This window comes from Trueperella bialowiezensis, from assembly GCF_900637955.1.
In the GTDB taxonomy this organism is placed as follows: domain Bacteria; phylum Actinomycetota; class Actinomycetes; order Actinomycetales; family Actinomycetaceae; genus Trueperella; species Trueperella bialowiezensis.
This window is the reverse complement of the sequence record NZ_LR134476.1, coordinates 1,913,024-1,937,340: the sequence shown is the minus strand read 5'-3', so window position 1 is coordinate 1,937,340 and position 24,317 is coordinate 1,913,024. Positions and strand designations below refer to the sequence as shown.

Sequence of the window (24,317 nt, the reverse complement as noted above, 5' to 3'; positions counted from 1 at the left end):
CTTCTCGCTAAGCAACTACTTCGGCGCGCACAGCGCCACGAAAGGACGAATCTATGGCAACCGTAGAAGTCACCGCCGAAAACTTCAATGACACCGTCAAAGAAGGCACCGTTATCCTGGATTTCTGGGCGGAATGGTGCGGTCCGTGTAAGACGTTCGGCCCTACTTTTGAGGCTGCTTCTGAAAAGCATGAGGACATCACGTTTGGCAAGGTTGATACCGAAGCGCAGGGCGAGCTCGCGCAGGCTTTCCAGATCATGTCGATTCCTACGCTGATGGTCTTCCGCGATGGGATCCGCATCTACGAGGGTGCTGGCGCACTTCCGCCTGCCGCCCTGGATGATCTCATCGAGCAGGCGAAGGCCCTCGACATGGACGAGGTGCGCGCGAAGATTGCGGAGAGCTCTGAGGAGTAATCTTCACTGACCGAGTTTCGGAGTGCGGCTTTCGGGTCTGCTGCACCTATGTGTAGCACAGCCTGAAATCGCACTCCGAATCTTTATTTTTCGACGTTAATCTGTGCCCGCGCATCCAGCAGAGGCAGGACGCCGCGCAGCACCGACGCCAGGTCAGTGGGCAACGACGCCGGAACGAGGATAATGCCGTCAGCCGCGCCGTATCCCACCCACGATTCGATGGTGTCGGCTACCGAGTAGATCGTGCCATACACATGGGCGATCCCTTCGAAGGGTTGGCAACCAAACATACGCTCAATGAGCAGTGCACGCTCTTCTGCCGCAGTTACAGAACCTGAGATGACGATTCCAAGTTCGGCAAAGACGAGGATGTTTTTGCCGAGTTCCTGGCCGGCGGCACGGATCGCGAAACGGGCTTCCCTTGCCAGGTGCGGGTCGGACACCCGCAGGCGCACAGCATCCGCAATGGAGGCAATGATTTTCGCACGCTCGGCCGATATTGACGGGTTAGTGATAATGACGGCGATCTTGATGCCGGCAGCCCGAGCGTTACGGGCTGCTTCTTCGACACCCGCAAAGTCAGAATCGGTGGCCAGAGTAATTGTGAGACCGGCCCAGCCTTCGTCCTGCGCGGCCAATAAATCGATAGCGACGTCCATCGCTTCGGGGCAACCAGCCACTCCGGCGAATACTCCGCCTTCGGATACCTGTGCGAGCCGGCTGCAGGTTTTCGCAGCGTCGTATTCACACTCCGCGTCGGTTGAGCTGGAATCGTTTTTGAATTCGGCGCCAAGGCTAATGAAATCGATTCCGCCTTTGTGCGCCGCCTTGACTGTTGAGGCCAAGCGAGGGAAGTTCACCTGTGCACGGCAATCGGGGTCAATGCCCGGGCCGACGCACGCGTCAAGCAGCGTCAGATCCATCCCGATCCACGCTGTTGCCAGATGATCGGGCGCCATTGTTTCGTCGGCAATATCGATCGGGTGTGCATAATTCAGCGCTTTGCGTGATGCTGCTAATTCGATAGTCACGGTTACTTCCTCATATTCATAACACGAGGCGAATAATTTTTCGCTCCTGTTAACTCAAAAAAGTACCGAATACAGCCGTGTCCGGTCAATGAAACAATGAGTAAACAGCGCCTCGCCCGCGTTTTGAGAGAGCAAATCTCACTTTTCGGGAAGCGCCTTTCGGCGGAATCTCAACGAAGAGAGGAAATGCCGCCAGATTCTTGTGAACTTGCTTACGAATCGGCGAAAAGTGTGCTAGTCGTTACGATTTAGTAAGTTTGGCGAGATCACTTGGTCGGCAGCACGAGATCATCGGCATGCACCACGGGCCGGGGGGCCGATCTTTTATGCATATATGCATTCAGTTCTGCAGTAGAAAATGCACTGAGTCCGCGTGCCACTTCCACCCCGTTTGAGTCCACGATTGACACCAGATCTCCCGCCGCGATTGTTCCGCGCACGTCAGTCACACCAACGGCCAGCAGCGATGCCCCACCGCTGCGCAGCGCGTTCTTTGCGCCGTCGTCCACGGTGATCGTGCCCTTAACAGCGGCTGCGTGGCGCAACCACAGATCGCGCGCTGGGATACGTTTGGACCTTGGCAAAAACCACGTGCCAACTGTTTCACCGGCGAGCGCGGCACCGAGATCGGCTGTGGATGCCAGTAAGGTTGCCACGCCCCCGGAGGTTGCGATGCGCGCGGCTTCCACTTTGGTGGCCATTCCGCCCGTGCCCACCTCAGAGCCCTTACCCGTAATAGTAAAGCCGGCGAGCTCGTCCATGTCGGCAACTTCGCTAATCAGTGTCGCCCCCGGAGTTCCCGGCGGCCCGGAATACAGCCCGTCCACGTCGGTCAGCAAAATCAGGGCCGTCGCGTCCACAATGTGTGCCACAAGGGCGGCAAGCCTGTCATTATCGCCAAAGCGCAGCTCGTCGGTCACCACGGCGTCGTTCTCATTCACAATCGGAATCACGCCCAGGTGCAACAGGCGCTGCAAAGCGGACTGGACGTTGTTGTAGTGGCGGCGATCAACGACGTCGTCCGGCGTCAGCAATGCCTGCCCGATCGTCACGCCGTAGCGTGCGAATTCGTCGGTGTATGCCTGAATAAGATGGGATTGGCCGACCATGGACGCTGCCTGCTGGTCGCGCACATCTGCTGGCCTGCGCCGAAAACCAAGCGGTTGCAAACCAGCCGCGATCGAACCCGAGGACACGAGCACGATCTGCTGTCCACGCACGTGAGCCGGGCCCAAAACGTCCACGAGTTGCGCAATCTGGTCGCGTGCCAGGGAACCGCCTCGCGTCAGCGACGACGAGCCGATCTTGATAACGATACGCGGCGCTTGCCCAAGCAGAGCCCGATTCGAGAGTAAATGTTGCACGCCAGCCATTCTACCTGCGCGTTAGTTTGCTGACGGGTCTGTCCAAATCCCTTCGTCGCGGTCGGCACGAAGCGCTTGCCTGGCCTCTTCTTTGGCGTCCATCCGCTCGTGGAAAGCAGCCTTACGCTGGGCGCGCGTGGGCCTGGACCAGTCTTCCAACCGCGCATCGGAGCCGCGTGGAGCCAAGTGTTCGGCACCTGTGGACAGGGTGGGTTCCCAGTCGAACACCACACCGCCATCCAGCGGGCCGATGACCACCGTGTCACCACCAATAGCGCCGGCTTTCATGAGTTCTTTTTCCACTCCGAGCGCGTTGAGACGATCGGCGAGATATCCCACGGCCTCGTCGTTAGCGAAGTCCGTCTGGTTGATCCATCGCTCAGGTTTGCGACCGCGCACCTGATAGATGACGGTACCCGAATGGTTGACGGGCGTGACGGTGAAACCGTCGTCGTCTTGACTCACCGGGCGGATGACCGGGCGGGCTTGGGGCACGACGTCGTGGCTACGCACCTCGTCCACGATCTTCGCCAGCGCGAAACCGAGTTCGCGTAGGCCATGCCGGGCCACAGCAGAGACGATGAACACTTGATAGCCGAGCGCTTCGATCTCCGGTTGCACAAATTCGGCAAGTTCGCGCGCTTCGGGCACGTCAGCCTTATTAAGCACGACGACGCGCGGGCGCTCCATGAGTGGCACCCGGTCGTCCATCGGCGGGATTTGGTCGGCATAGGCGGCCAGTTCGGCTTCGATTGTCTTCAAGTCGGTCACCGGATCACGCGTAAACTCGTAGGCCGCGCAGTCAACAACGTGAGCGATCACCGCGCACCGTTCAATGTGGCGCAAAAATTCATGACCGAGCCCCTTACCTTCCGAGGCTCCCGGGATGAGTCCCGGAACGTCGGCCATCGTGAAACGATTATCACCGGCGCTCACCACGCCGAGGTTGGGCACGAGCGTGGTGAACGGATAGTCAGCGATCTTTGGCCGGGCTGCAGACATCGCGGCGATCAGCGATGACTTTCCTGCTGATGGAAAACCGACGAGCGCGACGTCGGCAACAGACTTCAGCTCAAGGACCACCGAGATCTCTTCACCCGGCACTCCGAGCAGTGCGAAGCCGGGAGCCTTGCGCTTCGGTGATGCGAGCGCAGCATTACCCAAGCCACCGAAGCCGCCTTCCGCCACCAGATATTCGGCGCCCTCCCCCACGAGGTCAGCCAGAATGTTGCCGTCCATGTCCTTAACCACCGTTCCGGACGGCACGTGAACGATCAGATCTTGACCGCGTTTGCCATGACGCAAGTCGCCGGCACCGGGCTGACCATTTTCGGCCTTCAAATGCGGTGAATGATGCAAAGAAAGAAGCGTTGATTCTTGCGGATCAACCCGCAAAATGACGTCACCACCGTGACCGCCGTTAGCCCCATCAGGGCCACCTAGCGGCTTGTACTTTTCACGGCGCACGGACGCAATACCGTTGCCGCCTTTACCTGCTTGAATATGCAGTGTCACCCGGTCGATAAAACTAGCCATGACGTCCTCTCTTCCTCAACACAAAAAGGGGTGAAGAGCTCAACGCCCTGTCACCCCTATTTGACGCGCGTGCGCGCGGTAGTCGCCTTAGGCGTCTACCAGCACGTTAATGACCTTGCGGCCGCGCTTGGTTCCGAACTCGACCAGACCGGCCTCAAGAGCGAACAGCGTGTCATCCTTACCGCGGCCGACGTTAACGCCCGGGTGGTACTTCGTGCCGCGCTGGCGCACGAGGATTTCTCCGGCGTTCACAGCCTGGCCGCCGAAGCGCTTGATTCCAAGGCGTTGCGCATTAGAATCGCGACCGTTGCGAGTTGAGCTCGCACCTTTCTTTGTTGCCATCTTCAGACCTTCTTTTCTAAAAAGCTCGTATCGTGCCGATTAGCCGATGTTTGTGACCTTCAGGCGAGTCAGCGGCTGGCGATGACCCATGCGCTTGCGGTAACCAGTCTTGTTCTTGTACTTCACAATGGAAATCTTCGGACCCTTTTCGTCACGAACGATCTCGGCGGTAACCTTAGCGGAAATACCATCGGCAGACGTGGTGACCTTGTCACCGTCGACGAGCATGATCGGCTCTAGCTCGACCTTGTCGCCAGCTTCGCCTTCGATCCTGTTCGTAACCACGATAGATCCGACGGACACCTTCTCCTGGCGCCCGCCCGTCTTAACAATCGCGTAAACCACGTTCAGCTCATCTCTGTCGATTTGGTGCACATATGTGCTTGGAAAATGTTGTAGCGCTTTACGCGCCGAGTTACAAGTTTACTGACAACCGCCAGCCGTAACAAGTTAGCAAAGGGCGATGATCGCCACATTGCGCGGCTTGCTCCTAATCTTTCTTCACGGGGAAGCTCATGATGTGCGACTTGCCGGAACTTCCGGTGCTGATCGTTCCCGACGACGTCACCCGGCGGCGCTCACGCTTCGGCTTGGCCTCGCCCTCAGAATTACCGTCAGCCTTGGCGCTGCTTTCGGCTTCGCCATTGCCTTCTGGCTTGGCGCCGCTTTCTGCCTTGGTGGGCGCGGCCTTCTTCGACTTGCTACGGCGAACCGGCTTCTTCTCCTGTGCCGAAGCCCGCTCCCGCCCATCAGCGGCCTCTTTCTTGTCCGCGGCCTCGCTCTTACCCGCGGCCTCTTTCTTATCCGTGGCGTCGTTCTTGGACGATGCAGCCGCAGCAATGTTAGCCAGAGCTGCACGCACTTCCTCATGTTTCGGATCGGCCGCAGCCTTCTTGCGCGGACGTTCACGGGCCTGGCGGCGGGTGGATGTGCGCGGATTTTGTTCGTCAGTTTCGCCGCGTTCCACAGGGTTTTCATGCGTAATGTAGCCGTGGCCGTCGCAGCACTCACACGTGGTAGAAAACGCTTCAACGAGCCCTTGCCCAACCCGCTTGCGGGTCATTTGCACGAGCCCGAGGGAGGTCACTTCGGCTACTTGGTGGCGAGTGCGATCCCGCCCGAGGCATTCAATGAGCCGGCGAAGCACGAGGTCACGGTTTTCTTCGAGCACCATGTCAATAAAATCGATGACGATGATGCCACCGATGTCGCGCAGGCGTAGCTGGCGGACCACTTCTTCGGCAGCTTCCAGGTTGTTGCGGGTCACGGTCTCTTCGAGGGTTCCGCCCGAACCGGTGAACTTGCCTGTGTTGACGTCGATCACAGTCATCGCCTCGGTGCGCTCAATGATGAGCGATCCACCCGACGGCAGGAATACCTTGCGGTCGAACGCTTTCGCAAGCTGCTCGTCAACCCGGTTCTCCGCAAAGATGTCCTTGTCCGATTCCCAGTGCTCCAAACGATCAACCAGGTCCGGCGAGAGGTCCTCAACGTATTGGCTGATCGTCTTCCACGCCTCGTCACCAGAAACCTTGAGCTTCTTGAAGTCTTCGTTGAAGATGTCACGAACCACACGCACGGCCAGCTCCGGTTCAGCCTTAAGCAGCGAGGGCGCGTTCTTCGACGACTTTGATTTGGCCTGGATCTCTTTCCAAGACTTGGCGAGCCGATCGACGTCACCTTGGAGTTGTTCTTCGGTGGCACCTTCGGCAGCCGTCCGCACAATGACGCCATGTTCACCGGGCACAACCTTCTTCAAGATCGACTTCAGCCGCGAGCGCTCGGTGTCTGGCAACTTGCGGGAAATACCCATCATTGAGCCGCCGGGCACAAGTACAAGGTGGCGGCCTGCGAGGGTGACCTGGCCGGTTAGCCGGGCGCCCTTGTGGCCGATCGGGTCTTTCGTGACCTGCACGAGAACCGGATCGCCCGATTTCAGGGCGTCTTCAATCTTGTGGGTTTTGCCGCTCATTCCAACCGAATCCCAGTTGACTTCGCCGGCGTACAGGACGGCGTTTCGCCCCTTGCCGATGTCAACGAACGCGGCTTCCATTGACGGCAGCACGTTTTGGACGCGGCCAAGGTAAACGTTACCGACCATCGAGGTTTGGGTGTGGCGTGCCACGTAGTGTTCGACGAGCACGTCGTCTTCCAGCACGGCGATCTGGTTGAGGCCGTCCTGTTCGCGTACCAGCATGACTCGATCAACGGCTTCCCTGCGCGCCAGGTATTCCGATTCGGTGATCGTGGTACGACGCCGAGAGGCGCGCCGGCTTTCTTTCCTACGCCTTCTCTTTGCTTCGAGGCGCGTGGAGCCTTTGGGTGCGGTGACGCCGTCGTCGTCGGAAGATCTACGCCGACGCCGACGCCGTACGGTCGTCTCGCCCTGGCCGTTCGCCTTATCGGATTCTTCGGATTCCTCTGCTTTACTGTCAGCCGACTCGCGTGTTTCTTTACTGGAGGATTTACGCTGACGTGTGCGGCGTGTCTTGGTTACTTTGCGCGACGACGTGCCCGATTCTTCATCGGAGGAGTCATCGGAATCTTGCTCGGTCTTGTGAGCTGACTCGCTGCTCTTACGTCCGCCGCGCTTACCCCGGCGGCGCTTGCGAGGCGAGGAGTCGTCGCCGTCGGTAGAATCGCCGCCGCTGCCAGATTCGCGCTCGCTGTCAGGCTCGTCAGCGTTATCCTCACGGCGCTTACGGCGGGCTTTAACCGCGCGGCTCATATCTGGCTCCTGGAACAGGAGCGTTGTCATAGGCGCAATCTGAGCGCCCTCATTGTTTTCGGCACTATCTGCCATCAGTGTTCCCCTAGCCGGCGCCGCGTGCATCTTCGCAAACGCCGAGAGGTAGTCGCGGCTCTCACCGCGGAAGCTTCATCATCGAACCCGCCCGGCTGCAACGCGTCAGCGGCGCACAGAGCAGATTCCCAAGAGCGGATGCCACGCTCTTTTACCGCGTCCCATTCTCGCACATTTGGCCGAGCATGTCACAGTTGCCCTCGGAGAGTTGGCGAACACCACAAGCCAAAGGACCTTGGTCCCAGCTCGGTAGCTGACATGCGCAAAGACGTCAATAAAAATCACAATCTGGAATTAACCATGTTTTAGAGACGGAGTTTCGATCGAGTGTGAGTTAAACTGATCTCAACACATCACCCGTGCTGCGGTGCACGGGTGAAGAAAGTTTCAGTATCTGCGGCTCCTCAAGTTTGCACGGCTTAAGGATTCGCACACTCGGAAAGGTGACACTCGTGGATGTCTTAGACCTTTCACGGTGGCAGTTCGGCATTACAACTGTGTACCACTTCATTTTGGTACCGCTAACGATCGGACTTTCGCCACTCGTGGCAATTATGCAGACCAAGTGGCTGCGTAGTGGGGATACGAAGTACCTGCGCATGTCAGAGTTCTTCGGCAAAATCCTCCTTATTAACTTTGCGCTCGGCGTGGCAACCGGCATCGTTCAGGAATTCCAGTTTGGCCTGAACTGGTCGGAATACTCGCGCTACGTGGGTGATATTTTCGGTGCTCCGTTAGCTTTTGAGGCACTGCTGGCGTTCTTCATGGAGTCGGTGTTCCTCGGCGTATGGATTTTCGGCCGCGGCAGGATTTCCGCGAAGGCACACACCATCGCAATCTGGATGGTGGCGCTGGGCACGAACGTGTCGGCCTACTTCATTCTTGCTGCGAACTCGTTCATGCAGAACCCGGTAGGTGCCGTGTACAACCCTGAAACTGGCCGTGCCGAGCTTGATGGCATGACCGGCTTCCTCGACGTCATCTTCTCGACCACCACGCTCTACGCCCTCCTGCACACGATTGGCGCTTCGCTCATGGTGGCAGGTGCAATGATCTCCGGTATTTCGGTGTGGTGGATCGTCCGCGCGATGAAGATGAACAACGAAACCGAAGCACGCGAGTTCTGGAAGCCCTCTGCCCAGTTTGGGTTCAAGGTGCTGACAGTGGCTGGTGTCGTCACGCTGCTTTCCGGCCACTTCATGGGCCAGCACGTGTACCACATCCAGCCAACGAAGATGATCGCGGCCATGGGCATCGCCGAATCTGGCGAGCAACACGATCTCGCATTGGTCATGACCGGCACGGAGCTCAAGTCCGACAACATCATCGCCCTACCGTTCCCGCCTGGTTTGGAGTCGTTCATGGTGACGAACCACTTCAGCGGCGAAGGCTCCTACCTCATGGGCGTCGACGAAGTGCAAGAACAGTTCTCCGAGAAGTTCTCCGAGGTTTACGGCGACGACGTCGACTACATGCCTAACCCGTTCATCGCCTTCTACTCCTTCCGCATCATGATGGCGCTCGGTTTCGCGTCAACAGGTTTAGGCATACTCGGCTTGTTCTTATTAAGAAAAGACAAGCTGATTACACACGATCTGTGGGCGAAACTGTTCGTGTGGACGATCCCGTTCCCGTACATCGCCTCCACGTTCGGCTGGATCCTTACAGAGATGGGCCGCCAGCCGTGGGTTGTGTACCCGAACTTCCAAAAGGAAGGCGATCTCAACGCCACCGAAATGATCCGGCTACTAACCCAGGATGGCGTGTCACAAAACGTGCTGTCGGCAGAAGTGCTGATCTCCATGGTCGCGTTCACGCTCCTCTATCTAGCGCTTGGTATCGTGTGGTTCCGCCTCATCGTGCGCTACACGCGTGAGGGCATCGATCCGGCTGAGAAGCTGCTGCTCGAAGAGGATCACACGACCGACATGTCCGAGGACACGAAGCTCAGCTTCGCCTACTAGGAGGAACCGTGGAACTTACAGCACTACAAATTATTTGGTTTGTTCTTATCGCGGTCCTGTGGATCGGTTACCTGACGCTCGAAGGCTTCGGCTTCGGCGTCGGCATGCTGCTCAAAATTCTGCCGCGCAATGAAAAAGAGCGCCGGCTGGCACTCAACACGATTGGCCCCCACTGGGATGGTAACGAAGTCTTCCTGCTGACCGCAGGCGGAGCCACCTTTGCTGCTTTCCCCGAGTGGTATGCCACCATGTTCTCCGGCATGTACATGGCTCTCGTGGCCATCCTGCTCTTCCTCATTGTTCGCATCGTCGCCATTGAATGGCGTGGCAAGATCAATTCCCACGGCTGGCGCACCACATGGGACTGGCTGCATACCGGCGTCGCCTGGCTGGTGACGCTCGTGTGGGGTGTAGCTTTCGGCAACCTCGTCCAGGGCACCCAAATCCGGATCGGCCACTACGAACAATATGGCGGCGGCCAGTTCATTGAAGCTGACCGGGCAAACATCGACGCCGCGCTTGCAGCCGGCGACCAGCACTTCCTGACCGGTGGTTTCGTCTCGCTGTTCACGCCGTTCACGATCGTTGCCGGGCTCGTGTTCCTCGCACTGTTCCTCACGCACGGCGCGCTGTGGCTGGCGATCAAGACGAAGGGCGAGTTCCAGGAACGCGCTATTGAGCTGGCGAAGAAGCTCTCGATCGGCTCTACCGGTTTGACTGCCGTGTGGGGTATCTGGGGTCAGCTCGCCTACTCCGATAACGGATTTGGCTGGATCCCGCTGCTACTGGCAGCTGCGTTGCTCATCGGGTCGACTCTCATGGCACAGCAAGCCAAGGATCTACCAGCATTCCTCATGTCGTTCGGTGGACTCGCGCTGGCTGTCACATGGGTGTTCACCACCTTTTGGCCAAACGCGATGAAGTCGACTGTGAGCGATGCGTACCATCTGACGCTGGCACAAGCTTCGGCTACGGCTCCAACCCAGGCGGTCATGCTCATCGCCGCGGTGATCTTCGTGCCGATTGTGTTCGGCTACATGGGCTGGTCGTACAAGCAGTTCGCTGCTCGTATCGGCACCGAGAACATCTCGGATGAACCGGCCGGCCTGCACCCGGATAAGATTCGCCAGTTCGAAACGGCCTAACGGCCAGCGGATAAACGCGACAAGCTGGTGGGGCGCCTAAAGGTGCCCCACCAGCTTTTTGGCCGCTCACAGGTGGAGTTTTCTAGTCAGCACGGCCTAGAATATTGACCTATTCAAGGAAGCAGGTGCTGTGAAACCTTTCGATCCCCGCCTTATGCGCTACGCGCGAGCAACCCGCACGTATATTGCTTTCCTCGTCCTTTTAGGGATTGTTGACGCCGCGTTGATTGCCGTCCAAATCGTCCTCATCGCTAAGGCTGTCTCCCCCGTCTTTTATGGCACTGCTAGCCCGGCCGAGGTCATGCCGTATGTTGGTTGGCTCGCCGTCGTGTTCGCCGTGCGATTCGCCTTCCTGTATGTGCGAGACTCCGTGGGTCACCGTGCCGCGATCAACGTGATCACAGACTTGCGCGGTCAGGTGCTCGACCACGCAGCGAAGCTCGGGGATCGCTGGCTATCTGGTAACACGACGAACACCGTCACGCTCGCAACCCGCGGGCTTGATGACCTCGAAGACTACTTCGTCAATTTCCTCCCCCAACTGTTCCTTTGTGTGACCGCAGGCCCAGCTCTCACCGTGCTGCTCGCGAAATATGACACGATTTCGGCGCTGTTCGTGGTCTTTTGTGTGCCGCTCATTCCGATTTTTATGATCCTCATTGGCAAGATGACCGCGCGGTATTCGAACGAGCGGCTCGGCGCGATGCAACAGCTCTCTGCCCAACTGCTTGACCTCCTCGCTGGGCTGGCCACACTCAAAGGACTCGGGCGCGAAAAGGGCCCAGAAAAGAGGGTGAAGAGCCTCGGCCAGCGGTTCGCCCAAAAAACGATGCAGACCCTGTACGTGGCCTTCCTGTCTGGTGCGGCACTCGAATTCCTTGCCACGCTGTCAACAGCCCTCGTGGCCGTTAACATCGGGCTGCGCATGGTCGGCGGTACAATCCCCCTCGAAATCGGCCTGATCGTCATTATGCTCACCCCGGAAATCTTCAAACCCCTGCGCGAAGTCGGTACACAGTTCCACGCCTCTTCCAATGGCATGGCAGCCGCCGAGCGCGCATTCACCGTGCTGGAAACTCCGATCTACGAGAACACCGGAACAGCTAAGGTGCCTGATCTTTCGGCGTCCGCGATTCGCTTCGACGACGTGTCTGTGTACGCTCCCGGGCGTTCCACTGTGGCGCCGGCGAACTTAACGGCGTCGATCGAACCTGGGCAGATCACGGTGTTGCGCGGACCATCCGGCTCGGGTAAGACCACTGCCGTCCAGGTGTTACTCGGTTTGCTCGAACCCGACGAGGGCGAGGTCTCGGTGGGCGGCGTGCCACTATCTGATATCGATAGGGATCAGTGGTGGGAACATATTTCGTGGGTTCCCCAGCGCCCGGCCATCGTGCCCGGCACTGTTGCTGAGAACGTGGGCGGATCCGACGACGCCGCACAGGCCGCAGCCGAACTGACCGGCTTTGCCGACGTCGTCGCCGCACTACCAGACGGGTGGAACACCCGGATTGGGCATGGCGGCACGGGCCTATCGGTCGGTCAACGCCAGCGCCTTGCGCTCACGCGCGCACTCATCTCATCGAAGAAGATCGTCGTGCTGGACGAACCGTCCGCACACCTCGACGCGATGAGCGAAGAATACGTGACCAACGTGGTGCGCACCCTTAAAAATAACGGACACACCGTCGTCGTTATCGCCCACCGGGCTGCGATCAGCCAGCTCGCGGACACGGTTATCGACGTCGAACCAGCCACTCGTGATATTTCTGCTGAGCTGCGTGAAGCCGCCGCAATCAAAGAATCGGCTGACGTGGCCGACTTCGTGGAAGCCCAGCGTGCTGACTACGCGATCCCACAAGACTGGCTCGGCGCGAATGCGTCCGGCCACAAGGTGGTCAAACTCGCGGTGCCCGCCGCTGATTCCGATAGCGAATCCGGAAGCGATTCCGACGCCCCGGAAGAAAGGGGCGAACTGTGACAGTCATATCCAAAACAGAACGCAAAGCTTTACGGCGGGCCATCGGCATGCTCGACTACGACAAAGCAAAATTCGGCTGGTCGGTCGCTGCCGGTTCAGGCGCAATCGGATCGGGCGTTGCACTCGGCGCTACCTCAGCCTGGCTCATCGCCCGGGCCGCACAACTACCGCCCGTCCTCGACCTGTCCGTCGCCTCAACGGGGGTACGCGCATTCGGAGTGGGCAAGGCCGTCTTCCGCTACCTCGAGCGCATCGCCTCCCACTGGGTCGCACTGTATGGCATGGCCAACCTGCGTTCGCGCGTGTATTCCGCGCTGGCTGATTCGACCACCGACGTCGTCACGTCCATTCGCCGCGGCGACCTGCTCGCTCGCACGGGTTCGGACGTAGATGATATTGGCGACGTCGTCGTCAAATCGATGCTGCCGGCGGCGGTTGCCGCGGTCGTCTCCCTTTTTTCGATCGGAATCGTGGCCTTCCTTTCCCCGCAAATCGCACTCGTGGTAGCTGCATGCCTCGTGCTTTCTGGGATCGTGGCACCGTATATTGCGATGCGCGGGGCACGCATGGACCAGCAGGCCGAGGTGCGTAACCGCGCTGATCTCAACGCCCACGCGCTCACCATGCTCGAATCCGCGTCAGAGCTGCGAGTGTCCGGCCGCATGGCCAGTATTGATGAGCAGCGGCTGGCCACCGAAAAGCGCATCCACAAGAACCGGGATCGTAGCGCGCGGCCAACCGCGCTCGCTTCCGCACTCGACACGCTGGCGATGGGGATCGCCGTCGTCGGCGCCATCATCATCGGCACACGGCAGCTGGCGGCCGGCGATATAGCGGCCATCGACCTCGTGGTCGCCACGCTCACTCCCCTGTCCGCCTTTGAGGCGACCCAGCGGATGGGCGGTGCTGGAGTTCAGCTTGTGCGCTCGGCGTCGGCGGCCAAACGCATTGTTGATCTGCTCGACGTCGCAGAGTCCCGCGAACACCCGCAGCCAGATACGAGCCCGCGCAACGCCACCGGCCTTGTGGCAAACAACCTGTCGATTGGTTGGCCAGGCGGTCCAGTCGTGGCAGGTCCCCTCGATCTGGAACTCACCACGGGCAAGGCGATTGCGATCGTCGGCCCGTCAGGTATCGGAAAGTCCACGCTGCTCTACACGCTTGCTGGAATGTTGGAACCTCATGGCGGTTCCGTCACGCTTGACGGGCGGGAGACCTGGCGGATCGACCGAGCAGAAATCTCGGCACAGCTGTCAATGACCGCCGAAGATGCCCACATTTTCGAAACCTCCGTGCTCGAAAACCTGCGCGTGGCCAGGGCGAGCGTCACCGAACAGGAAGCTGCGGAGCTGCTGCGCCAAGCCGGCCTGGGCGACTGGCTCGCCCAACTACCGGAAGGTGTTCACACGATGCTGGGCGCTGACGCGACGTCGGTATCTGGCGGAGAACGCCGCCGCTTGCTTCTTGCACGCGCGCTTGCTGGTGGAGCTACCTACATGTTGCTCGACGAACCCGGCGAACACCTCGATCCGGCCACGGCCGACGAACTGATCCGCGACCTGCTCAACGTAACAAGCGGTGAACGCGGCGTGATACTTGTGACGCACCGGCTCACACCACTCGACGCCGCAGACGAAGTCATCATGCTCGGCACCGACGATTCCGGGCGGGTCGGAGTGATTGCTCGTGGCACGCACACCGAGCTCATGGCACGCATGCCAGACTACGAGTGGTCACTGACCCAAGAATAGAGTGCGGGCGTAGAATGCGCTCAGGGAGGCGATATGCAGGGTTATAACTCGCTACTCGACTTTTCGCGCCATATCCTCGCCATCGCGTCCACGCTCGATCAGGTGGAGGTGTCGCGGGCGCTCGTGGAATCGGCGTGCGAGCTGACGGGCGCTCAGTTCGGCGCGGTCTCCGTGCTCGATTCGCACGGCGATACGATCCAGTTCATTCACCGTGGCGCGCCCCAAGGTTCAGTGATCGAGCATCCGCCGATCACCCACGGCGTGTTCAACGACATCCCCCACGATTCGTACTTGATCATTAACGACATCGACGGCTATGCCGAGAGCGCCCTTCCCCGCGACCACCCGGCGATGAAGAATTTCCTCGGCGTGGCGATCACTGTTAACGAGCAGGTGTGGGGGCGGCTCTACCTGTCCGATAAATCGAGCGATTTTACGGAGGGCGACGGCGAAGTAGCCCAACTTCTCGCCCGTGCTGCCGCGATCTCTGTGGTTAACTCCCAGCTTTATGATGATTCGCAGAATCGGGCGCGCTGGCTATCTGCCTCTCATAGGATCGTCTCCAGCCTTCTTGAAGGTTCCGATGAGGAAGAGGCTCTCGAGACCATCGCGCACGAGATGCGCATCGCCGCGCAGGCAGATGTGGCAATGATGATTCTCCCCTCGATCCAAGACCAGTGGGTCTCCGAAATTGTGGACTGTGATGATCCCGCCGTCGCCCACCGCCTTCTCGGGCTCAACTTCCCCAAGGAAGGGCGGGCTCGCACGGTGCTACGTGACGAGGGCGGTGTGGTCGTGGACTCCATGCAGCGCCTACGCACGGTCCGTGTGGAAGAGCTGCGCGCATTCGGCTCGGCGCTATATGCTCCACTGACCTCGCAGGGAATCGGGCGCGGGGTGATCTTGCTGTTGCGATTCCCGGGCGGGCTCGAGTTCAACCTGCACGATCTGACGATGGCTGAAAACGTTGCCAAGCAGGCCACGATCGCAATCGAACTAGCTGAAGCACGCCACGCCCAGGCGATGGCCGCCGAACTCGACGAGCGTTCCCGAATCTCACGAGACCTCCACGACCTTGCCATCCAGCAGCTTTTCGCCTCCGGTATGCACGTAACGGCCGTTCGCGGGGAGATGGAACAGCGCGGACTCGACGACACGGTGCTCGACGCCCTTGACGACGCGATCTCCGCAATCGATGAATCGGTCAAACAAATCCGGGCAATCGTCCATTCGCTCCGCGACGAAGGATCCGTGCAAGCCGTGGTGGCCCGGCTCCAGCACGAGACGTCGGTGGCCCGGCGCTCGCTCGGCTTCGCCCCGTCACTACTCGTCACCTGGAACGGGAAGGACATCGACGAATCCGATTACCACCTCGTTGACGATGCGATAGGCGCTGACATCGCCGACGACGTCGTGGCCGTCGTCCGCGAAGGCCTGTCCAACGCTGCACGCCACGCCAAAGCATCCTCGGCGATCGTGCGCGCGGACGCCACGCCAGAAGAAATCAGCATCGAAGTGATTGACGACGGCACGGGCATTCAGCAAACGCTCTCCCGCCGCTCCGGCCTAGCAAATCTTGCTGCACGCGCCCGGCGCCACCACGGAACGTTCCAAATCCTGCCCCGCGACGACGGCCAATCGGGCACGAAGCTCACGTGGAAAGTGAAACTCCGCTAACTTTCACGCGCTCCGCATGAAGCTCACGCGTTTTGGTTACGCCAGCCAGAAGCCCGCTGGCCAGCCACCCACGCAGCCACCTGGGTACGCCGCTGCATTCCCATTTTCGACAGCAACGACGTGATGTGGTTCTTCACCGTCTTTTCGGCAACACCAAGCTTGTCGCCAATCTCCCGGTTCGACAGGCCGTCACCAATCAAGTCAAGAACCTTGCGTTCGGAGGGGGTGAGGTTCGCCGTCGGATCGTCATGATCAGCACGCCTGCGGGTGACCGTGCGTTCGTCGAGCAACACTCGCCCGGCAGCCACCGCCTTGATCACCTCGGTAATCTCCGCACCGCGCACCGACTTCAACAAGTAGGCTTTCGCGCCCGCCTCCAGCGACTCGGCCAGCGCGTCGTCGTCATCAAACGACGTCAACACGATGGATTTCGTGTTCGGGACGAGTTCGCGGAATTGTTGGATGATCTCGATACCCGTGCCATCTGGGAGGCGTAAATCCACCAGGGCCACATCCGGGCTCATCAACTGGGCGCGGCGGATCGCTTCAGCCACCGAACCCGCTTCGGCCACAACCTTGAGACCCTCAGCGCGGTCGACAACCTCGGCGATTCCGCGCCTGACGACCTCGTGGTCGTCAATAATCATGACGGACGTATCTTTTGTGCTCACAGCATCCCATCCTAGCCACAACTCAGCGCGACTTCACACCGCGCGGTCGCTGGCAGCGCGGGCAAAAATGCGACGAGCGGTTCATGAACGTTTCCCGCTTAATCGGCGTGGCGCACACCTGGCACGGCTTGCCCGTTCTGCCGTACGCCTGCAATGCACGCTCAAAATATCCTGATTCGCCGTTGACGTTGACATACAGCGTGTCAAACGACGTGCCGCCCGCCGCCAGCGCGCGTTCCATCACGTCCGCGGACGCCTCGTAGACCTCACGGATTTTCGCGAGCGCCATCCCGTTGGTTGCTCTGCGCGGGTGCACGCGCGCGGTGAACAGTGCCTCGTCGGCGTAAATATTGCCGATGCCGGAGGCCACGGTCTGGTCGAGTAACACCCGTTTGATCTCGGTACGTTTTGCTTTGACGCGCCGTACCACGGCCTCCAGGTCGAAGGCTGGATCGAGTGGGTCGCGGCCGATGTGCGCCACGGATTGCGGCAGCCGGGCGGCCGCGGAACCATAACCGCCTGCATGCCCGTCGTCGGTGAGCGCCCACGTATCTGGCATGAGGTGGCCAAACGTGCGCTGGTCAAGGAAGTCGAGCCGTACGCCGTCGTCGAGCACAAACCGTACCCGTACGTGCGGGTGATCGCCGCTGTCAATACGAAACTGGCCAGACATCCCTAGATGTGCCACTAACGCGTGCTCCCCCACGTCGAACCACATGTACTTGCCCCGGCGCACGACGCCACTGATCTGCCGGCCAACCACCGGAGCCAGGCCCGCTGGTGCCCTGCGTGCGGCACGCTCGTTGAGCACATGTGCCTCACGGATTGTTCGGCCGGTGACGATCGCTTCCAAGCCCTGCCGGATCGTCTCAACTTCGGGCAGTTCCGGCACGCCTACTCCTCGTCGCCTAAGGCGTGGTAGGCGTCTTTACACGCTTCAAGTTTGGCCTGCTTCTGGCTGGTTGCCGTGCCCGTTCCCCAATGCTTGCCGTCAATAAACACCGAGGCCGTGTATACGCGCGCGTGGTCGGGGCCGTCGCCCTCCACCTTGTAATGCAAGTTCCCCACGATCCCCATCTTGCGTGATTTTTCCTCAAACGCCGTACGCCAATCCAACGCAGGGCCGAGCGTGCGCGCCTGTTCGATCTTCGGCTTCAGATGCCGTAGCACGATGTCCACTGTCTTCCTCGGACCGAGCGACAGGTACGTGGCTCCAATCAGGGCTTCCACCGTGTCGGCAAGAATCGAGTCCTTGTCACGTCCACCAGACATTTCTTCGCCGCGCCCGAGCCGAATATAATCCCCCACTTCAAGCTCACGTGCGATTTCCGCCAGCGAGCGTTCGGAAACGGCAGCCGCCTTAACCTTCGACATGTCCCCCTCCGAAGCATCCGGGGAATCTTCGAAAATATAGCAGGCCACCACAAAGCCGAGAATCGAATCACCGAGAAATTCGAGCCGTTCGGCGTGTTCGCCGTCGTTTTCATACGCCCACGACCTGTGCGTAAGCGCCGGCAGCAAGTATTCCTCGCTGATCTCGCCGCCCCAGCGTTCGAATGTTTCCGCGGTTACGCGCTTATTCACCGCGGGCCTCAGCTTCCTGCGCGCGTAACTGCTCGGCCAGCTCATCCAGTGCCGAAAAACGTGGATCGAGGACTTCGTGTTCGTGATCGTCTGGCAGTTCTACCCAGCGCTGCCCGCACTCCGTGCACAGGCCCGGGCAGTCCGGCTCACACAGCGGGTTGAGCGGCATCGCCAGCACAAGGGAGTCGCGTAGCAGTGGTTCGATGTCCACCTCGTCGTCGACGACGACGGGCAAATCCCGTGCCTCTTCGTCACCTTCCGCAATCAGCTGTTCTTGACGCTCAGGATAAAACACCAGTTCAGCGACCGCTTCCTCCATCGGCACGGTCAGGTCAACCAGGCACCGCGAGCACTGACCTTTCGCCGTTGCAGCAACCGTACCCTGTACGAACACGCCTTCCTCAAGAGCAGACAGCCGCAGATCGATCTGCACCGGCTGGCCCTCGGGCACGGCCATGAGCGGCACGCCAACATCCGAGCCGGCTGGTGTTGTGCGCACAAATTCGTAGTCGCCGGAGCGGGCGGTGAGCTCCGAGAGGTGAACAGTCAGGCTCATGCACCCTCCTCTTCTTTGGTGGCGAGGTGTGCCCTGCCAGCCTCAATCTGATCAAGCAGGTGGTTGAGCTCGTCGGACAGGTCTGCGAGTGTGGTTGCCGCATAGTCATCGGCACCGCGCCGCAGACTATCCGCCTTCGACTTCGCCTCGTCCAAAATCCGGGTAGCCTGCGACTTCGCAGCGATCGTCACCTGATCCTGAGCGACGAGCCGGGAAGCCTGCTCGCGTGCCTCCGCAATAATCGATTCTGCTTCGTGCCTCGCGCTCTCCACAATCTTTTCTGCTTCGTGCCGCGCGTTTTCCGAGACAGCGCCCGCTTCTTGTAGTACAGAATCGGCCTCGACAATCTGGTCAGGCACAATTTCGCGCGCCGTCTTAAGGAGGTCGCTGAGCTGCGAACGGTTAACCATCACTGACGCCGACATCGGCAACGACTTCGCGTTTTCCACGATCTCTAGCAGCTCGTCAAGAATTTCCAGGAGGGATTCACCTTTGTCGCTCATCTTTGAACCTTTTCTGTTAGTGCTTGTGCCACGTTCGCGGTGACGAGATCATCGATTTTGCCGCCGTATGCGGCGATTTCTTTGACGAACGACGACGCCACGTGGTTCAACGCCGGATCACCCATAATAAACACGGTTTCAATCCCGCTCAGGTGACGGTTGAGCAGTGCCATGGCCTGTTCGTCGTCGTAATCAGCGGCCCCGCGCAAACCTTTAACTATTGCTACTGCGCCACGTTCGCGAACGAAATCCGCCAAAAGGCCGCCGACGAGTTCAACACGCACGCCGTCAATACCCTGTAAGGCTTCCCGGGCAAGGGCCACCCGTTCGGCGTCGCTAAACAAGTATCGTTTCTTCGCGTTCTGTGCCACGCCGACGATCACCTCGTCAAACATACCGCGGGCACGTTTGACGACATCAACGTGGCCCAAGGTCAGCGGATCGAACGATCCGGGGCAAACGGCGATACTCATGGCCTCTATTCTACTGGTTGTGCCTGTTCTATGCGCACAACAGCGCTCCACACGCGTGTGTCTCCCAGCTTGCGGACATCATCGTGAACGAGGCTGGCCGGCCACTGTGGCTCCGGTGCTTTCTTACTCCGTTCGACGACAACCATCGCGTCATCTTTCAAATGCGGCTCGAGTAGCGACAGCACGATCGCAAGTTCTTCATCCGAAATATCGTACGGCGGGTCAAGGAGTGCGACGTCAAACAGGTGCGTGGGCTCGTTGGCAAGGAAGGTTTCGGCTTTAGCGTTGATGACGTCGATATCCAACCCCGTTGCTTTCGCGTTCGCGATCGCCACCTGCGCGGCTGGCCGGTGTGCTTCCACAGCGACGACGCGGCTCGCCCCACGCGATTTCGCCTCCAGGCCGAGCGCCCCCGAGCCGGCATACAGATCAAGGATCGCACAGTCCTCAATGTAGCCGTAGTGTTCGAGCCGGGAGAAGATGGCTTCCCGCACACGCTCAGACGTTGGGCGCGTTCCCGATTTTGGAACGTTCAGTTTGAGTCCGCCGGCAGTTCCCGCCACGATCCTCGTCATTTAAGCCTTCTCTAGATAGTCGGTCTCATCGCCTTCAGCATCCGCAATCGCCGCGCGTAGCGCACTGTGGTTGGCCAGCTGCGGATCGGCCTGTAGTGTTTCGCGGGCCGCCGCACGCGCCTGCTCGATAATCTCCTCGTCTTTCGTGACGCGCACAAACTTCAGCGCTGACGCCCTGCCGGACTGGGCTGTGCCAAGCACGTTCCCTTCCTTCCGCAATTCCAGATCCCGCTGGGCAAGGAGAAAACCGTTCGTTGTTGAGGCGAATGCCTTGAGGCGTTCACTTGCGAGCGTACCATCTGGGGCGTTGTGCACTGCTAAACAGATAGCTTCTTTCGCTCCCCGCCCAACTCGCCCGCGCAGCTGGTGCAACTGAGATAGGCCGAAGCGTTCGGCGTCCATGATGACCATCATCGTCGCCTCCGGCACATCCACACCAACTTCGATCACGGTGGTTGCCACAAGAATCGGCGTGGCCCCACTTGCAAAGGCAGCCATCGCGCTCGCCTTCTCTTCGGGTGGTAGTTGGCCGTGCACGTATCCGATGGCGACGCCGTCCAGATCCGGATTCGCGCACAGTTGCTGGTACACCTGCTCAACGGAAGCGAGTTGCGAGCCGTCACCTTGGCTGGTGTCAGGCGCTGATTGTGACAGATCGAAAGCGGGCTGTTCGGCTTGCTGTTCTTGTACGGCTTGCCGCGACTGCGTGTCACCTGGCCGTGCGCCGTCGTCTTCCTGCTCGTGCGCACTAATCCGCGGTGCCACGACGTACACGCGCCCGCCGGCCTCAACCTCTTCGCGAGCGCGCTGCCAGACCCTATTCATCCACACTCGGTTGTGTGCGGGTACGAGGGTGGTGGCGATCTTCTGCCGCCCGGCCGGGAGTTCTTTCAACGTGGAGACCTGCAGTTCACCGAAAGAGGTCATGGCGATCGTGCGCGGGATTGGTGTGGCTGTCATGACGAGCATGTGTGCGCCGTCGGCAAGCCTGTCGCGTTGGTCGACTCCGAAGCGGTGTTGTTCATCGATGACCACGAGGCCAAGGAATGGAATCTGTACGGCGTCTTCGAACAGGGCATGCGTTCCGATGATGATGCCCGCTGCTCCCGAGGCAATATTCGCCAGCGTTTGCCGTTTCTTTGCCTGGCTGAGTGAGCCGGTGAGCAGTTCCATGCGCGTGGCGTTGTCGGCCGCGCCGAGCTGACCCGCCGTCGCTAAATTACCCAGCAGAGCTGTGAAGGTTGCGTAGTGTTGCGCTGCGAGAACCTCGGTGGGTGCGACGAGCACGGTCTGCCGACCGGCGTCGACTGCTTGCAACATCGCACGTAGCGCCACGATCGTCTTGCCCGACCCGACGTCGCCCTGCAGGAGCCTGCGCATTGGTGTTGTGCTCGCAAGCTCGGCCGCAAGCTCGTCGCCGACCTCACGCTGGCCTTTCGTCAGCTCGAAGGGCAGCCGGGAGTCGAAAGCGGCGAGAAGGCCGGCCTCGTTAGGAATGGGCAACGCGGGCGCCGGGATCGCTTGCGCGGCAGCCGCACGCTGGGCAAGCAGCGCTTGCAAGACGAACGCTTCCTCGTGTTTGAACCGCTCCACGGCCACGTGCCAGTCCGACTCGGAGCGCGGCTGATGTGCCATGTGGAGAGCCTCGAAACGGGAGGGCAGGCCGTGGTCGGCACGGTAGGTGGCCGGTAGTGGATCGGGCAGATCGTCTTCCGTAACTGCTTGGAGAACCACCTGGATTGCCTTGTGGATTTTCCACGACGGGATCGCACTCGACGCGTGATAGATCGGAATCGGCTCGGCAATCTTTTCCGGATCCACGCTATCGGGATCGTCCACCACCTCGTATTCCGGGTGCGTGAGCTGCAACTGGCCACGATAGGAGGAGATCGTTCCAGAAAACGTGGCGAGCGTACCCGGACGCAGCTTGCTTGCATGGAAGTTGAGCGGACGGGACGACTTCGCAAAGAAAGCAATCTCCAGATTGTGTTGCCCGTCGGAAATCAGCACGTTGAGGATGTAGCCCCGCCGCCGGTTCATTGGGCGCACGCTCGCATCGAGCACGCGGGCGATCACGGTGACCGAATCGCCGTCGCGAATCGCCTGGATCGGAAGTAGTTCGCCGCGGCGCGCCAGCCGGAATGGGACGTGTGCGAGCAGATCACCCACGGTGTGAATCCCCATCTTTGCCAGCGCGTTAGCCGTGCGTTTGCCAAGGTGGCGGTCTAGTGGCCGGGTGAGCGCGGTCCAGCGTTCGGATTCGGTCGCTGCCGCTTGTGAAACCGCTGAGCGCTCAGCTTGATTGCCTCGCTCGTTGAGGTCCGCCATGTCTTCTCCTCCCATGTGTTAGGTTACCTGCTGGCTCCGACACCTCGCGCAACCAGTGCGCATATGCGCTGGTGTGACGGGTAGAAACCGTGGCGAAAGGCTGAGACGTGCGCAATACCACTGGCTACTTGCCTTGGATTCACCGCCTGAAGTCGGTTATCATTCATTGGTTGCAATTTTCTGGGCGTACACGTGCCCAGTCGTCTAGCGAAGGAGATAACCGTGGCCTCTGTATGTGAAGTCTGCGGCAAGGGCCCTGGTTTTGGTAAGCAGGTCTCGCACTCACACGTGCGCACCAACCGCCGTTGGAACCCGAACATTCAGCGTGTTCGCGCTCTTGTTAATGGCGCTCCAAAGCGTCTGAATGTTTGCACCAGCTGCATTAAGGCTGGCAAGGTGACGCGCAACATCTAAGCGCACACTTTTCACATTGGCGGGGATCGAAGCGGTCCCCGCCATTTTGTTGCTTCCCCTTTGCTGCATTGCATTCCCGGGGTACACGTTCGCTTCCGGGGGTACCGAATCCGGCGATTTGTCTACCCCGGGAACGCAACAGGTACCCCCGGAACGCGGCGGTGGGCGTGCCCGGCCCAGCGCCACGGTGCCATCGCACGGGCGCGCCCAGCACCGGCCCAGCTAACCGCCGAAGTGTTCCCAGCCGCCTAGGCCTGCGATATCCCGGCCTTCGAGCGTCACGCGTCCGCCTTGGCTGGCACCCATCACTTCGCCGATCTCCACGAACCCGGCAGGTACAGGCGTGCCCGGCCGAATGGTCGCGAGGAAGCCGTGGTCTTCTCCCCCGGTATAGAGCCACTCGCGGCGGTTGGCACGCAGGCGGCCGGCCGCAATCGCCAGATCCTTCAGCCGCGGCTCGAGGTTCGCGCCTGAAAAGTTCATCCACACGCCCGAAGCTTTGGCCATCCGCCGCGCGTCACGAATGAGCCCGTCGGATACGTCCATCATCGCGGTCAGAACGCCGGATTGCGCAGCGGCCAACGCCTGTTCAAGGGGTGGCTTCGGGCGCCGGAAGTCATCGACCAGTGGTGCCAGGGCGTCGTCGACCTCAATGCCTGCGTTAAGAATTTCGTACCCGGCACGCCCATGCCCAAGATTCCCGGCGTGAATGACGATATCGCCGGGCTGGGCACCGCCACGCAACACTGGCTCGCGGCCCTCCATGTCGCCGAGCACGGTCACCCCAATCACGATCTCGTCAGCCCCCACGAGGTCACCGCCGTCCACGCTCACGCCGAGCCCGCTACAGGCTTCAGCCAGGCCGCGGGCAAAGTCTTCCACCCATTCCACTTCGAGGTCGCCTGGTAAGCCGAGCGAAATCACCAGCGAGCGTGGGCGTGCACCCATCGCCACGGCGTCGGCGAGATTCTGCATCGCTGCCCGGAAGCCGACGTCGCTACCACTCGACCAATCACGGCGAAAATGACGATCCTCCACGAGCATGTCGGTGGAGACGGCGGTGTGCCCGCGCATGTGTAAAACTGCGCTGTCGTCGCCGGTGGGCACGATCGCACTCGACGCCGGAAGTAGAGGTAGGAATCGGGATAAGAGAATGTCCTCGGTCGTCTCCGAAATTAGCATGCTCACCATCATGCCAGATGA

General features: G+C 60.1%; 22 protein-coding genes. 7 read left to right on the top strand and 15 right to left on the bottom strand.

Annotated elements, in window-relative coordinates:
* The first annotated feature begins 53 nt into the window (after positions 1-53).
* Positions 54-416: a thioredoxin gene (gene trxA, locus EL234_RS08770; RefSeq protein ID WP_126417091.1), complete on the top strand. Its 363-nt coding sequence runs from the start codon at positions 54-56 to the stop codon at positions 414-416.
* 83 nt (positions 417-499) lie between these two features.
* Here the strand turns inward: trxA and EL234_RS08765 are convergent, their stop codons facing one another.
* The 6 genes from EL234_RS08765 to EL234_RS08740 form a co-directional block, all read right to left on the bottom strand.
* Entirely contained in the window at positions 500-1,447 is a 948-nt protein-coding gene (locus tag EL234_RS08765; protein WP_126417090.1) for a hypothetical protein, read from the bottom strand.
* 266 nt (positions 1,448-1,713) lie between these two features.
* Positions 1,714-2,811: a glutamate 5-kinase gene (gene proB / locus EL234_RS08760; protein WP_407701390.1), complete on the bottom strand. Its 1,098-nt coding sequence runs from the start codon at positions 2,809-2,811 to the stop codon at positions 1,714-1,716.
* 21 nt (positions 2,812-2,832) lie between these two features.
* Positions 2,833-4,347 carry a GTPase ObgE gene (gene obgE / locus EL234_RS08755; RefSeq protein WP_126417088.1) on the bottom strand — a complete coding sequence of 505 codons (1,515 nt, stop codon included), beginning with the start codon at positions 4,345-4,347 and terminating at the stop codon, positions 2,833-2,835.
* Between the two features lie 87 nt (positions 4,348-4,434).
* Positions 4,435-4,689: a 50S ribosomal protein L27 gene (gene rpmA / locus EL234_RS08750; protein WP_126417087.1), complete on the bottom strand. Its 255-nt coding sequence runs from the start codon at positions 4,687-4,689 to the stop codon at positions 4,435-4,437.
* A gap of 39 nt (positions 4,690-4,728) precedes the next feature.
* The gene (gene rplU, locus EL234_RS08745; RefSeq protein ID WP_126417086.1) at positions 4,729-5,034 is read right to left on the bottom strand and encodes a 50S ribosomal protein L21; all 306 of its coding nucleotides are present in this window, start codon (positions 5,032-5,034) and stop codon (positions 4,729-4,731) included.
* A gap of 145 nt (positions 5,035-5,179) precedes the next feature.
* A complete protein-coding gene (locus EL234_RS08740) occupies positions 5,180-7,492 on the bottom strand; it encodes an Rne/Rng family ribonuclease (RefSeq protein WP_126417085.1) in 2,313 nt (770 codons plus the stop codon).
* 452 nt (positions 7,493-7,944) lie between these two features.
* Here EL234_RS08740 and EL234_RS08735 point away from each other — a divergent pair, with 452 nt between their 5' ends.
* The 5 genes from EL234_RS08735 to EL234_RS08715 all read left to right on the top strand — a co-directional run bounded on the left by EL234_RS08735 (position 7,945) and on the right by EL234_RS08715 (position 16,010).
* Complete coding sequence (locus EL234_RS08735; RefSeq protein WP_126417319.1) at positions 7,945-9,456, top strand: cytochrome ubiquinol oxidase subunit I; 1,512 nt, start codon at positions 7,945-7,947, stop codon at positions 9,454-9,456.
* Positions 9,457-9,464: 8 nt separating this feature from the next.
* Positions 9,465-10,601 (top strand): cytochrome d ubiquinol oxidase subunit II, encoded by a 1,137-nt coding sequence (gene cydB / locus EL234_RS08730; RefSeq protein ID WP_126417084.1) that lies wholly within the window; start codon positions 9,465-9,467, stop codon positions 10,599-10,601.
* A 130-nt stretch (positions 10,602-10,731) separates the two neighbouring features.
* Positions 10,732-12,582, top strand: coding sequence for a thiol reductant ABC exporter subunit CydD (gene cydD, locus EL234_RS08725; RefSeq protein WP_126417083.1), 1,851 nt, complete (start codon positions 10,732-10,734; stop codon positions 12,580-12,582).
* Positions 12,579-14,333, top strand: coding sequence for a thiol reductant ABC exporter subunit CydC (cydC, locus tag EL234_RS08720; protein WP_126417082.1), 1,755 nt, complete (start codon positions 12,579-12,581; stop codon positions 14,331-14,333). Before cydD ends, cydC begins: the two co-directional genes overlap by 4 nt.
* A 33-nt stretch (positions 14,334-14,366) precedes the next feature.
* Entirely contained in the window at positions 14,367-16,010 is a 1,644-nt protein-coding gene (locus EL234_RS08715) for a sensor histidine kinase (RefSeq protein ID WP_126417081.1), read from the top strand.
* Positions 16,011-16,033: 23 nt separating this feature from the next.
* On the opposite strand, the gene EL234_RS08710 is transcribed toward EL234_RS08715, so the two are convergent.
* From EL234_RS08710 to EL234_RS08675, 8 genes are read right to left on the bottom strand one after another with little or no spacing between them, the layout of a single operon-like run.
* Complete coding sequence (locus EL234_RS08710) at positions 16,034-16,657, bottom strand: response regulator (RefSeq protein ID WP_126417318.1); 624 nt, start codon at positions 16,655-16,657, stop codon at positions 16,034-16,036.
* A 46-nt stretch (positions 16,658-16,703) separates the two neighbouring features.
* A complete protein-coding gene (gene mutM, locus EL234_RS08705) occupies positions 16,704-17,573 on the bottom strand; it encodes a bifunctional DNA-formamidopyrimidine glycosylase/DNA-(apurinic or apyrimidinic site) lyase (protein ID WP_126417080.1) in 870 nt (289 codons plus the stop codon).
* A 2-nt stretch (positions 17,574-17,575) separates the two neighbouring features.
* Complete coding sequence (gene rnc, locus EL234_RS08700; protein ID WP_241969007.1) at positions 17,576-18,265, bottom strand: ribonuclease III; 690 nt, start codon at positions 18,263-18,265, stop codon at positions 17,576-17,578.
* Positions 18,258-18,821: a YceD family protein gene (locus tag EL234_RS08695; RefSeq protein ID WP_126417078.1), complete on the bottom strand. Its 564-nt coding sequence runs from the start codon at positions 18,819-18,821 to the stop codon at positions 18,258-18,260. Before EL234_RS08695 ends, rnc begins: the two co-directional genes overlap by 8 nt.
* A complete protein-coding gene (locus tag EL234_RS08690; protein WP_126417077.1) occupies positions 18,818-19,324 on the bottom strand; it encodes a hypothetical protein in 507 nt (168 codons plus the stop codon). The genes EL234_RS08695 and EL234_RS08690 overlap by 4 nt, the downstream gene beginning before the upstream one ends.
* Positions 19,321-19,797, bottom strand: a complete 477-nt coding sequence (coaD, locus tag EL234_RS08685) for a pantetheine-phosphate adenylyltransferase (protein WP_126417076.1) — start codon at positions 19,795-19,797, stop codon at positions 19,321-19,323. The genes EL234_RS08690 and coaD overlap by 4 nt, the downstream gene beginning before the upstream one ends.
* A 5-nt stretch (positions 19,798-19,802) precedes the next feature.
* Positions 19,803-20,372 (bottom strand): 16S rRNA (guanine(966)-N(2))-methyltransferase RsmD, encoded by a 570-nt coding sequence (gene rsmD, locus EL234_RS08680; RefSeq protein ID WP_126417075.1) that lies wholly within the window; start codon positions 20,370-20,372, stop codon positions 19,803-19,805.
* Positions 20,373-22,700, bottom strand: a complete 2,328-nt coding sequence (locus EL234_RS08675; RefSeq protein ID WP_126417074.1) for an ATP-dependent DNA helicase RecG — start codon at positions 22,698-22,700, stop codon at positions 20,373-20,375. It abuts the gene before it with no gap.
* Between the two features lie 222 nt (positions 22,701-22,922).
* Between EL234_RS08675 and rpmB the strand changes: the two genes are divergently transcribed.
* The gene (rpmB, locus tag EL234_RS08670) at positions 22,923-23,114 is read left to right on the top strand and encodes a 50S ribosomal protein L28 (protein WP_126417073.1); all 192 of its coding nucleotides are present in this window, start codon (positions 22,923-22,925) and stop codon (positions 23,112-23,114) included.
* A gap of 222 nt (positions 23,115-23,336) precedes the next feature.
* On the opposite strand, the gene EL234_RS08665 is transcribed toward rpmB, so the two are convergent.
* Complete coding sequence (locus tag EL234_RS08665) at positions 23,337-24,296, bottom strand: thiamine-phosphate kinase (RefSeq protein WP_241969006.1); 960 nt, start codon at positions 24,294-24,296, stop codon at positions 23,337-23,339.
* Positions 24,297-24,317 lie beyond the last annotated feature (21 nt).